7 protein-coding genes, 1 tRNA gene and 2 rRNA genes are annotated in these 12,659 nt (G+C 62.4%); 4 read left to right on the top strand and 6 right to left on the bottom strand.

The annotated features are described in order from the left end of the window. Positions 1–502 precede the first annotated feature (502 nt). From A176_RS08040 to A176_RS39745, 3 genes are all read left to right on the top strand, one after another. Positions 503–1,684, top strand: coding sequence for a lipase family protein (locus tag A176_RS08040; protein ID WP_002640810.1), 1,182 nt, complete (start codon positions 503–505; stop codon positions 1,682–1,684). Between the two features lie 190 nt (positions 1,685–1,874). Then, a complete protein-coding gene (locus tag A176_RS08035; protein ID WP_226994239.1) occupies positions 1,875–2,690 on the top strand; it encodes a lipase family alpha/beta hydrolase in 816 nt (271 codons plus the stop codon). Continuing rightward, positions 2,687–2,950, top strand: a complete 264-nt coding sequence (locus tag A176_RS39745; RefSeq protein ID WP_226994238.1) for a hypothetical protein — start codon at positions 2,687–2,689, stop codon at positions 2,948–2,950. Before A176_RS08035 ends, A176_RS39745 begins: the two co-directional genes overlap by 4 nt. A gap of 127 nt (positions 2,951–3,077) precedes the next feature. On the opposite strand, the gene A176_RS08030 is transcribed toward A176_RS39745, so the two are convergent. Then, positions 3,078–4,079, bottom strand: a complete 1,002-nt coding sequence (locus A176_RS08030) for a hypothetical protein (protein ID WP_002640812.1) — start codon at positions 4,077–4,079, stop codon at positions 3,078–3,080. Between the two features lie 253 nt (positions 4,080–4,332). Further along, complete coding sequence (locus A176_RS08025) at positions 4,333–4,641, bottom strand: hypothetical protein (RefSeq protein WP_144429515.1); 309 nt, start codon at positions 4,639–4,641, stop codon at positions 4,333–4,335. A gap of 713 nt (positions 4,642–5,354) precedes the next feature. Here A176_RS08025 and A176_RS08020 point away from each other — a divergent pair. Further along, complete coding sequence (locus A176_RS08020) at positions 5,355–7,370, top strand: hypothetical protein (RefSeq protein ID WP_044891159.1); 2,016 nt, start codon at positions 5,355–5,357, stop codon at positions 7,368–7,370. Positions 7,371–7,592: 222 nt separating this feature from the next. Here A176_RS08020 and A176_RS08015 read toward each other — a convergent pair whose 3' ends face one another. From A176_RS08015 to A176_RS08000, 4 genes are all read right to left on the bottom strand, one after another. After that, positions 7,593–8,807, bottom strand: a complete 1,215-nt coding sequence (locus A176_RS08015; RefSeq protein WP_002640816.1) for a methyltransferase — start codon at positions 8,805–8,807, stop codon at positions 7,593–7,595. Positions 8,808–8,914: 107 nt separating this feature from the next. Further along, positions 8,915–9,031 (bottom strand): 5S ribosomal RNA (gene rrf, locus A176_RS08010). Positions 9,032–9,191: 160 nt separating this feature from the next. Further along, positions 9,192–12,154 (bottom strand): 23S ribosomal RNA (locus A176_RS08005). Between the two features lie 326 nt (positions 12,155–12,480). Then, positions 12,481–12,557: transfer RNA gene (locus A176_RS08000), tRNA-Ile, on the bottom strand. Between the last annotated feature and the right edge of the window lie 102 nt (positions 12,558–12,659).

Here is a 12,659-nt window from a genome sequence, read left to right as displayed (position 1 = left end):
GAGCTGCTCCGCCACGTAGGCCGCGGCCTTCCGGTAGCCCTCGCTTCCGGTCTCCCGCCCTTCCATCGCGTCATCCGCGAGCACGCGCACGTGGCCCCACCATCGCTCCGCTTCCGGTGACGCAGCGGAGGCAGCCATCGCGGGGAGAAGAACCAGCAGCAAGAACGGCAGTGGACGACGGAACATGCGTGCGCTCCATGGCAGTGGCCAATCTTCGCAACGCCCCACGGGCGCCGCGATTGCCTCGCCTCGGGAACATAATCGGCAGGCATGCGCCGGGACCGCGCGTCGCGCAAAGAAGCAGACACGTCAAAGCGAGGGGCTGACACGTCATTCCCCTGTCAAAACCCGACTCTTGGTGGAGGCAATGGGGGTCGCTCCCTCTAACGGAAGTGCTGGCACCGCCCCTGCATTTCCAGCGCGTCGGCACGCGGGCCAGGCCCGGGAGCCCATATCCCACCCGTATCACCGAGTCGTATCCACGACGCGCCGGAGGAATCCCATGCCCAACACCACCCCTGCCCTCAATCTCTATCAGAAGACCTATCTCCTCACTCGGAAATCCAACCTTCTGGGTGAAGCGAAAGGCGATACAAAGACGCTGGCCAAGCAACTGCAAACCATGCTGACCGATTACCTGGCCCTGCCGGAAGTCCAGAAGGCCATGGAGGGGCAATGGTCCGTGGTGTGGGGACCCGCGGTCTTCGAGGCCGAGGAGAGCGCGACGAGCTACGCGGACAATGTCATGTACGTCGCGGCGAGCCCTGACGAGTCCGTCTATGTCGTCGCCATCGCTGGGACCAACATGAAGTCCAGCTATGACGAAAACGAGGAGGACAACGGCGTCAACACCACGAAGTTCTGGACGGAGGCGTTCCCGAGCCTGGCGCCCTACGGCGCGCCCTTGGGCTTCCACCCCTGGCCCGCTATCTCAACGGGGACCGCCTTGGGGGTCAACAACCTGCTGGGCATGACCGACACGTTGAAGACCCAGCAGAGTCTTCGGGACTTCCTACACTCACGGAGCGGGACCGGCTCCAAGACGCTCATCTTCGGTGGCCACAGCCTGGGCGGCGCGCTGGCGCCAACGCTCGCCCTCGCCCTGTTCAACCCCGGGGGAGGCCCCCTCAACCTCCGGAGCTGGGGGCATGTCCACGTGCTCCCCGTGGCGGGCCCTACGCCCGGCAACAAGGGCTTCTCCGAGTTCTTCCAGAAGGTGTTCCCGCCGCTCAGCACGAACGAGCCCCAGAACCATTACGCCTGGAACCAGAACATCTGGAACAGCCTCGACGCCGTGCCCCACGCGTGGGTCGTCGACATGCTCAAGCAGATTCCCACCCTCTATGACCCGCAGTGGGCCAGCGGCCACGCCCCCCTGGAAATCACGCTCGCGGTCGACGCCGCCGTCGTGGCTTCGGAGGTTGGAGGCCTCGTGCCCGGCCCCTACACGCAGCTCCCCAACATCGAGGTACCGGGCAAGCTCCAGGGCACCGTCACGAACAAAGATGAGTTCTTCGAAGAGGTCGGGTACCAGCACGTGGTGGCCTACGACATCATGTTCGGGATCCAAGCACTGGTCGCCCTGGGAGCGCAGTCCGGGCTCCAGAAGAACGTCCAGCGCTGGTGGAACTCCCTCTCGAGGATGGCCCCCCAGGACGCGAGCCGCGCCGCGACCGGGCGCTGACGGGCCCAGCGCGGAGGTGAGGCGGGGAGGCGTCACCCAGTCGGTGGCCGTCTCCTCGCTGAGACACGAACCCGGAATTCTCGTGTTCTCACGCGCTTGGAACGAGGCACGCAACTTCTGCCGCCCCACCCCGACAATGGTGGCAAGCCTCCCCGATCCTCAACTCGGCATCCCCCACCCGAGGTCCTCCATGGTCCAGGTCACCCGTCCTTCCAGCATCTCCCCGTCCCTCCGGACGCGGGCCACGCCGGAAGCGCCCGTCGAGCCCAAGGCCGCACGGGGCGTCAACGCCGTGATGGAGGGCGACCACTTCACACCGAGCGCGCCTGCGGACCTGCAGCGGGCGAACGCGCTGGCGCAGGTCAACGCCCTGCGCCTCCCCATCCCCTGGCCCGGCAAGGGCGAGGCGGACAAGATCGGCTGGATCCAGAAGGCGTATCCGCCCGCCAAGGACTCCACGGCGGAGTTCATGAAGCTCAACCAGGCCGTGCGTGCAGGCAAGAATGTGTTGCCCGCCGAAGCCAAGGACTGCGTGTACCTGGCGGTAGGCGGCCTGTTCTCCGAAGCGGCGCCCAAGCAGCTCTACTTCGACCGGAACCTGGACGCGCTGGAGGCGCAGGGCCTCCAGGTCGGACGCGTCCCCGTGGACACGGACATGGGCGTGGAGAACAACGCGGCCATCGTCCGTCAGGCGGTGCTCGACGCCGCGAAGAACGGCAAGCAGGTGGTGCTCATCGGGCACAGCAAGGGCGGCCTGGACTCCGCGGCGGCCCTGGCCATGTACCCAGAGCTCCAGGAGCACGTGCGCGCCCTGGTGACCATCCAGTCGCCATACGGCGGTTCTCCGATGGCGCAGGACCTGCTGGACAACCCGCTCGTACGCTACGGCGTGGGCAGCGCCGTCGAGGCCCTGGGCGGAAGCATTCAGGCGGGTGAGGACCTGACCTACGACTCCCGCAAGGCGTTCCTGGCCAAGCACCCGATGCCCCGGGAATCCCCACCGTGAGCATGGCCTCCACCACCACGAACCCCACCTCGCCGCTTTTCGCCGCCGAGCAGTACATGCAGCAGCGCTACGGCGTGAAGTCCGACGGACTGGTGCTCCCGCAGGACGCGTTCATCCCCGGCTCCAAGGCCGTCACCCTGTCCGGCATTGACCACCTGGACTCCACCGGCACGACGCTGAACCCGTTCAAGCCCTACCAACCCGAGGACTTGACCCTCTCGCTGGTCGCGATGGCATTGAACATGCCCAAGGGTAGCTGAGCGGCGTCCCTTCGCGCCCACCCACCATTTGTGCGTTGGCACCAGGGTTCGCCGTACCCGGCTGTGGTTGGCGGCCTTGCGCCCGTGGCGACTCGGTAGCGAAGGCCGCCCCGTCAAACCAGCGCGCCTAGAACTCCGCCGTCAACGAGCCTTGGGTGAGTTGCTCCACCGCTTGGTGCAGCGCCGCGCGCACCTGCTTGCGGTACTCGGAGTTCAGGTCCTGCCGCTTCACGAGGAGGAGCTTCTCCGGGAGCTGAAAGGACACCTCGCGCTGACAGAGGACCTCGTGTTTGCGCACATCCACGAGCTTCACCATCGCGGCATAGCGCCCGCCGGAGTAGCGACTCCCCACAACCTCTAAAGGACGTTCGTCGATGTCGTCGATGACGACGACATGGCTGATGAACTGATTCGCGGCGCACGGCCCCAGGTTCAGCCCCTGCCCCATCATGGCGGGGATGCACTGATAGCCGAGCATGTCTCCGATGCGGGTGGTCCGCTGCAACCGCGAGGACAGGTCCTCACCGAGCAAGTCCGCATCCAGGACCAGCACGTCCCACTTCGACAAGGCAGGGAGGCCCTCGCAGACCGCCTTGTCCGACGCTGGGCGCGTCAGCGCATCTCGAACAGCGACAAACGCATCATCCACCCAGGCGCGCCGCCGACGCTCCACCTGGGCAAGTGCCTCCTTCGCCGGCTCCGGGCCCGTCGGGGCATCGAACTGACAGTCGAGGAGCTGGTGTGAGAACCCCGCGACCTCCCACCCGCGAGGGCCCTTCGAGAGACAGAGTGTCGGGACGTAGCCCCCACCCAGGAGCGCGTCGTCCCATGCATCGGCCACGACCAGCCCCCGGAACTTCACGACCCCAGGGCCCGTGACCTCGAGCGTGGCACGCCGACAGTCCGCGGTGAGCACTGTCGACCGCTTCATGTAATGGCCCTCGACGACGAGACAAGCCTCCTCGGGACTCAGGGACGCCACGGCCGTCGCCCGCGCGAGCAACGGGCCCAGGGCTTCGACGCGTGCCGCACGCGCCCGTGACACCCGCTGCACACCCCAGACGAACGCCCCGCCCAGCAACAAGGCCACGACCAGCAAGCCTCCAACGAGCCATTTCAGGATGCGCACGAGGCCCCCTCCTCTTCGACCGCCCACGAGAAGGTGCTGTGCCTAGCCCAGATTGGACCGCCGCGTCATGCCGTACGTCTCGCGTTCACGCACGGCACACCTGACCCCAGACGGTTCGCACAGGCCGCGAGCGCCTGACTCAACGAGACCACGCCGCCCCAACTCACCCCATTCGAGGTTCGCTGCCCCCCGGAATCGAAGCAACGCCTCGGGCAGCGGCTCCGAATAGACATCCAGACGCCCCCCTCCGAGGTCAGAACGGAGCGCCTTGGGTCTGGAGGTCGATCTTCTTGCCATTCAGGCTGGTGGAGAACCGGCGCATGACCTCGATGCGTTGATTCGGCGCCATCTCGACGAACGCGCGCCGCAAGGCATCCCGGTCCTCATTCGTCCAGCGCCGCGCGCGAGCGGCGGCGTCGATGACCTGATAGCTCTCCTGTTGCGCGACGAGGCTCTGGGCAGAAGGCTCCGGCGCCGGGACGCGCGCGCCATCGTCGACGACGCGGGCCTCTCCACGGGCGGTCAGTTCTTCGCGAACCACCTGAATCAGCTCGGCCTTCAACCGAGTCAGGTCTTCGGGGGCGAGCGTGGCCGCGGTGACGGCGCAGCGAACCTCGGCGGTGTCACGCTCCTTCCCACCGCCGGGAGGCGCCAAACGAGCGCCTCCCAGCGCCGGAACTCAGGGGCCCTTGGGCGCGAAGGTCGAGCTCTCCTCGACAAGGACAGAGGTGCAGTCTCCTGCGGCGTTCCAGTTGAACTGAATCGATGAGTCGCCCGTGAGCCCTCTCAGCGCATTCACGAGCACCGGGTCCGTCGTCACACACGCTCCCTGTCAGAACCGCGAACGGGAGTGTACGGACGGCGCTGACATGAGCGCTTCGACGAGGTGTCCACGGTCCGGGTCATCGCAGACACAGCGGCGCGCACGACATACCAATGCGCCGCAATGGCACACAACAACAAACTCCCTCACACAGTGAGCCTTCAAGCGACTGAGCGCGACAGCTCAAGACACGACGACCCCATGGCACGGCAACATGACGCATGCCCGACCGACATGACGCCGAATCACCATGGCTGCCTTACAAAATCCTCACATTCTTCAAACCCTACTGCGCCAAACCGAGCCCAAACGTCCCCGCCAGCAGCCAGACCCACCTGACCACGCACATCCCCACCCAAGGCCAAATTTGCCATAATCGACCCCGTTCGCTCTACTTTTCCGCCCTTGAGCGACAAACCCTGACTCGCGCCTCAATCCCTGGAGGTCCTTGCATGCAGCGAATACCGAAGCATTTCGCCCCGCGCTACCTGTTGTGCTTTGCCGTGCTCTTCGCTGCTGGCTGTGGTCCCGAAGGCGAGCCGTACCTTGAAGAGTTCGGACAGGTAGAACAAGGGCTGGGCCTGGCCACGGTCGCCCAGTACTCCAACTACACAACGAACACAGTTCTCTCGTACGTCAATGGAAAGAAGAGCGTCGTCGCCCCGGACGGACTGCATGCCGTTTGGGAATTGAATGGCACCATCTACTACTCCACCGCAGTGGACGGTCTGAATTGGGCGAGTCCCATCGTGCTCGAGCCTTCATTGGCGGTGCGACCTGCCCTTGCGGTAGCGGACGATGGCACCCTTGGCCTGGTCTACGTCCGCAATGTGGTGGACGGCAACGGGACGGGTCAAATCCACTATCGGTCCCGGAGCCCGGGTGGCACCTGGAACACGCCCTTCAAGGTGACGTCCGACCACAGGAGCAGCTCGGGGAGAAACCCATCCATCGCCGCACACGGCAACACCATGCACCTGGGCTGGTCCGCAGGACCGCAAGTGCTCTACGCGACCTTCCCGGCGACCCAGACCACGCCGGTCGCCACGGCCTCTGATGTGAATCTGGTGTCGCTCTGCTACAGCCACATCATCACGTATCCCAGCATCGCCGTCTCGGACGGCGCCACAGCGTCGACCCCCATCGTACGCATGGCCTGGTACACCTTCTCGCAACCCTACTCGGGCTGCGGCAGCGAAGGATTCTTTGGCCTGTCCGTGGCGGAGAAGCCCTCGACGCCCTCCCCGATCTACTGGCCCAACGTTTTTTCGCGGAGCGGCTCCGTCAGTCCCAGCCAGACGGGCTCAGTGGCGCTCTCGCTCGCAGCGAACCGGACGACAGGTGACTTCTACCTTGCATCCAGTGACCTCAGCAATGGCTTCGAGCGGACTGAACTCCACTACGAAAACGCGCTCGACCCCAGCGACAACTGGCGCAGCCTTCAAATCCTGCCGCGCAGGGCTCTCATCGACGTCGCTTCGGCAACGGTGAATGGCCAATCACAGTTCCGCATCGTGATTTCGGATTTCACACAGGGAAGCAATGGATACGGTCCGACGCATTATCGGACGGGCACTTGGACGGGCGCTTCGAGCCCAGCGCCATCCTGGTTGGATCCCTCCTCCGTCGTCATGTCGAGCAATGGCCGGATGGGAACCTCTCTGTTCTGGAACCGCGCCAACCATGAGTTCTATTCGGTGTTCGAAGTCACTCAAGGTGGCACTGCCTATGCCCTCGTCTCTGCGTCCGCGCGCATCGACAGCAATCTGGGATCAAGCTTGGGCCGCACGGTGGCAGAGGGAAACACGTGCGGTGGCTCCAATAACTACCAGCCGACCTGTACAGGCTCCATCTCCAACGACCAGGGATTCGACTGGACCGCGCCGGCCCAAGGCAACGCCTACTACCTGATTTCAACGTTCGGGTCGGCTTACGACACGGTGCTCGCGGTGACGGACGCCGACACGGGTCAGGTTCTGGGCTGTAACGACGATGCCAGCAACACGCTTCAATCCATGATTCTCACGCCGCTCCTCGTCCCGGGTCAGCGGCTCAAGATTCATGTGGATGGCTTCGGTGGGAGATGTGGTGAGTTCAAGTTGAACATCCAGCGGATTGCGCACCATGCCGGCACCCGACTGGGCTCGCCCATCTTGGCGACCAACACCTGCGGTGGCCAGAATGATTGGACGCCGGCCTGCGCGTACAGTCCCTCCGCATCAGATTCCAGCGCACTCTGGATTGCCCCCGCGACCCGCACGTATACATTCTCGAGCACGGGTTCGAACTTCGATACCGTCCTGGACGTCCAGGACATGGTGAGCGGCGCATCGTTGGCCTGCAATGACGACGCAGGTGGCACACAACAGTCTTCCGTCAGCATCCCCCTTCAACAAGGCCAGATGGTCTTGGTGCACATGACCGGGTATGCAAATCATTGCGGTGCCTTCTCTCTCAACGTGAACTGAGGAAGGCCCACGTCGTCACCAGTGAGCCAGCAGCCCTGGAGTGAGCGTCACCTGCGCCAACGAACACCTGGGCGGTGACGCTCTCTCCGCGTGAAGGCGCCGTCAAACCGGGCGCCCCCTCAGCACGAGCGACTTTGCCGCTCCAGTCACTCAGGAAGCGGCCGCATGCCGCCCAGGGCGACGAGGGCCCGGTGCGCAGCGAGGAGCACGAGCACGAACGGCTCAAGTGCTCCGCGAAGCGATGAGCGCGAGGTTCCGCGGGGAGAGGCGCGGGTCGAAGAGTTGGAGGAGCTCGACCTGGAAGCCCGATTCCTCCAGAAGAATCGCGCGATCCAGCAGGAGCACGACCTCCAACGCCCTCGCGAAGCGGTCCCGCAGCAGATGGCAGAGCAAGAGGTCCCGCGTATCGGCGCGAACGGACACCTCGAAGGCATCCAGCTCGGCGTCCGTCATGCCGGGTTCGAGCCCCAGCCGCACCAGGCGGTCTCGCGCGTAGGCGGCGAAGCGTCCGGCATAGAGCGCCCGAGGCGCGTCCCCCGCCCTCACGAAACCGCGTTCGGGAAAGTGCCGCCGTGAGAGGAGGTCGAACGCGAAGCGCCACGCATACACCTGTTTCATCCGCGCGAACTCCACCTCGGTCTTGTGATGCCGTCCCCGCGTCGTCAACGCCAGGGCATGCGGGGTGAGGGGCAGCGGATGCGCCTTCCCAAAGCGGGAGACGGGGTAGTCCCGCGGGACCTCCAGCTTGTCGTAGCAGCACCCGACGTTCAGGACGAAACCCGCCCCCTGGCTCTTACGAAGCTGCGTGAGGGCGAGCGGCCCGCAGGTGTGCAAGCCGATGGAGGCGCGGTCCCTGCCAGAAAAGAGCGGATCGAGTTGGGGCTGCGGCCCGTCCTCGACGGTGGCCAGGACGAAACCCAGGGTGCCCCCGCCTGGGGGATGGGGCCTCGTCAGCCACCGCCGGCCCTTGTCCTGCAGTGCGGCGTCCCGATCGATGCTGTGGAAGGTCCACCCGAACGTCCGCGAACAGAGGCGGGCGAGGTGTCCCATGCCGCCGCCAATGTCGACCGCTTCATGGACGAAGCGCGTTCTCGGTGCGAGCAGGGCAAGCACCCGCTCGAGTTCGTGGCGCTTCTTGGCGCTGAGCCCCTGCGTCTCCGCGACCGTCAGCGCGTGAAGCCCCTCGTGCCAGGGCAGCGCCGTCAGCGCGTGGAGCGAGTTCAGCAGGGCCAACAGGGATGGAGGCGGGACACCCACGAGCGTCCCCTGGTCCAGCAGCCGCTCGCCCGACGCATCGAGCGACCGGGCGTAGGCCAGCCACTCCTCGGGATAGGCGACACCTGACTCGGGCCAACCCTGGAGGATGGAGCGGGACCAGAGCGGAGACCAGGGCTGGAGCTGGTGCGTGAGCGCTTCGAGTCGCGCCTGGAAGTCCATGTCGGCGCAGCCTATGCGCCACCGCAGCGGCGCACCTGAAACTCCAAAGGCCCCAAAAAGGAAAACCCCCGGCGTCCACGAGGGACACCAGGGGTTTCTCAAAAAGAATCCGGCAGCGACCTACTCTCCCGCGCGGTTTCCCGCGAAGTACCATCGGCTCTGGAGGGCTTAACTTCCGTGTTCGGGATGGGAACGGGTGGGACCCCTCCGACATAGCCACCGGAAAACAAGCGACAGTGCATACAAAGGGTAAGTTTCGAATTTCTACTAAGCGAAGTCTCGCTGTGCGTAGGTACGTCTTCCAGGCGAGTGCGTGTCGCACTCGAGCCTCGGCCTTGGCCCCGAGTCCCTTACTCCCCTTGAGGGGGCATGCAAGAGAATGGGGAAAGTAAGCCTCACGACCAATTAGTACCGGTTAGCTGAACGTGTTACCACGCTTACACACCCGGCCTATCAACGTCGTAGTCTTCGACGGGTCTTCAGGGGCTTGCGCCCGGGATACCTGGTCTTGAGGTCGGTTTCCCGCTTAGATGCTTTCAGCGGTTATCCAATCGGCACATGGCTACCCAGCGATGCCTCTGGCGAGACAACTGGTACACCAGCGGTGCCTCCAACCCGGTCCTCTCGTACTAAGGTCAGAGCCTCTCAAGTATCCTACGCCCACAGCAGATAGGGACCAAACTGTCTCACGACGTTTTGAACCCAGCTCGCGTACCGCTTTAATTGGCGAACAGCCAAACCCTTGGGACCTGCTCCAGCCCCAGGATGCGATGAGCCGACATCGAGGTGCCAAACCTCCCCGTCGATGTGAACTCTTGGGGGAGATAAGCCTGTTATCCCCGGAGTACCTTTTATCCGTTGAGCGATGGCCCTTCCATTCAGGACCACCGGATCACTATGACCTGCTTTCGCACCTGCTCGACGTGTCCGTCTCGCAGTCAAGCTCCCTTATGCCATTGCACTCGACGCCCGGTTTCCAATCGGGCTGAGGGAACCATCGCGCGCCTCCGTTACTTTTTGGGAGGCGACCGCCCCAGTCAAACTACCCACCAGACAGTGTCCCAATCCCGGCTGACGGGACATGGTTAGACACCAGAAATCAACAGGGTGGTATTTCACCGTTGCCTCCACCGAACCTAGCGGCCCGGCTTCAAAGGCTCCCACCTATCCTACACAGTCAATCCCTAGTGTCACTGTCAAGTTATAGTAAAGGTTCACGGGGTCTTTCCGTCTTGCTGCGGGTAAACTGCATCGGCACAGCTATTTCAATTTCGCTGAGTCCCTCTCCGAGACAGCGCGGAAGTCGTTACTCCATTCGTGCAGGTCGGAACTTACCCGACAAGGAATTTCGCTACCTTAGGACCGTTATAGTTACGGCCGCCGTTTACTGGGGCTTCGGATCATCGCTTCACCTTGCGGCTGACGAATCCCCTTAACCTTCCAGCACCGGGCAGGAGTCAGACCCTATACGTCGGCTTGTCGCCTTCGCAGAGTCCTGTGTTTTTGGTAAACAGTCGCTACCGCCATTTCTCTGCAACCTCTCTCAGCTTCGGCTGTACGCCTACACCTACCAGAGGCCCACCTTCTTCCGAAGTTACGGTGGAAATTTGCCTAGTTCCTTGGAGGAGAGTTCTCTCAAGCGCCTTAGGATTTTCTCCTCGCCCACCTGTGTCGGTTTACGGTACGGACACCCTGTAAGCTCCCTACGGGACTTTTCTTGGAAGCAGAGCATCAGCGACTTACCCCTTACGGGGCGCCATGGAGTCTCGGGGATAGCTGCCGCGCCTTTATTCGTACGCGACACCCCTACACCTTTAGACTGACACAACCACCGGTCAGCTCGCCTAGCTTTCTCCGTCCTCCCTTAGTTCAACGCTCACAAGATGGTGCAGGAATATTAACCCGCTTTCCATCACCTACGCCTTTCGGCCTCGGCTTAGGTTCCGACTAACCCTGGGAAGATTAACTTGACCCAGGAAACCTTGGGCTTACGGCGAGGGGGTTTCTCACCCCCTTTATCGCTACTCATTTCGGCATCAGCACTCCCAGCCGCTCCAGCCGCCTTTTCAGTCGACCTTCGCTGCAACTGGGACGCTCCCCTACCGCCACACGCTTTACGTGTGACCCGAAGCTTCGGCACTAGTCTTGAGCCCCGTTACATTTTCGGCGCGGCCTGTCTTGACCAGTGAGCTATTACGCTTTCTTTAAAGGATGGCTGCTTCTAAGCCAACCTCCTGGTTGTCAATGACCTGCCACATCCTTTCTAGTGTTCACTTAGACTAGATTTGGGGGCCTTAGCTGTCGGTCTGGGTTATTCCCCTCTTGCCAATGGACGTTATCACCCACTGACTGCGTCCCGGGATAACAATTGCCGGCATTCGGAGTTTGGTACGGTTTGGTAATCTGGTGAGACCCCTAGCCGTTCCAGTGCTCTACCTCCGGCATTGAATTGCCCGAGCCGATACCTAAATATCTTTCGGGGAGAACCAGCTATCACGGAGTTTGATTGGCCTTTCACCCCTACACACAGCTCATCCCAGAAATTTTCAACTTTCACGGGTTCGGTCCTCCATGCGGTGTTACCCGCACTTCAACCTGGCCATGTGTAGATCACCCCGCTTCGGGTTATAATACACGCAACTCTTCGCCCTATTCGGACTCGCTTTCGCTACGGCTCCACCTAACGGCTTAGCCTCGCTACGTATATTAAGTCGCCGAATCATGATGCAAAAGGTACGCTCTCGCACTGGGTTGCCCCGTAGTGCTCGAACTGCTTGTAGACATGCGGTTTCAGGTTCTTTTGACTCCCCTCACCGGGGTTCTTTTCACCTTTCCCTCGCGGTACTTGTTCACTATCGGTCGCCAAGGAGTATTTAGCCTTACCGGATGGTCCCGGCTGATTCAGGCAGGATTGCACGTGTCCCGCCCTACTTGGGTAACCCACTCAGCTCCAACCCGCTTTCGCGTACGCGACTATCACGCTCTTTGGTGCCCCTTTCCAGGAGCTTCCGCTAGCAAGTCAAAGTCCTACCGTGGACCCTCTACCCCGACGCCACTTTCGTGGTTTCGGTTTGGGCTTCTCCCATTTCGCTCGCCACTACTTTGGGAATCACTCATTGTTTTCTCTTCCTCAGGGTACTGAGATGTTTCACTTCCCCTGGTTAGCTCCATTCCACCTATGTATTCAGTGGAAGGTAACACCGCTATTCGCAGTGCTGGGTTTCCCCATTCGGACATCCCCGGATCAACGCTCGGTTGACAGCTCCCCGGGGCTTTTCGCAGCCACCCGCGTCCTTCATCGCCTCTTGGCACCTAGGCATCCACCGCACGCCCTTAGTAGCTTACTTGCCCTAATCTCTTGTTTCACGCCCGCCTCCCGGCGGATTGTCGAAACTCGAAACCAAGGCCCAGACTCCTGCTCTTCGCAGCAAGCCTGGAAGACTTCTTATTTACCTACGCTTGATTGAGCCCTGACTTGCTTCCCCTCACCTTCGCCTCTCGGCGTTGGCGGGGTACTTCGTCAGGGCTTCTGTGAGAACTTCTCTCAGCAGAAATTGAACTTACCCTTCGTATGCACTTGTCAAAGAACGCTCTCTAGACTTCAGAGAAGCTTTTTAGAATCGCTGGGGCCTGCCAGTGCGCGTCACCGCTTTCCTCCTCTCAAGGGAGGAAATGGTGGGCCTAGGTGGACTTGAACCACCGACCTCGCGCTTATCAGGCGCGCGCTCTAGCCAGCTGAGCTATAGGCCCAGGGGGCTACCGCGTCGGCAAACCCTACAGCGTCCTTCATTCTCAAAGAGCTGAAGTCCCTTTCGGACTCAGTCCTTCAAAACCAAACAGCAAGCCCAAGTT

It is taken from the genome of Myxococcus hansupus (genome assembly GCF_000280925.3).
In the GTDB taxonomy this organism is placed as follows: Bacteria; Myxococcota; Myxococcia; order Myxococcales; family Myxococcaceae; genus Myxococcus; species Myxococcus hansupus.
This window is presented reverse-complemented; position numbering and strand designations above follow the sequence as displayed.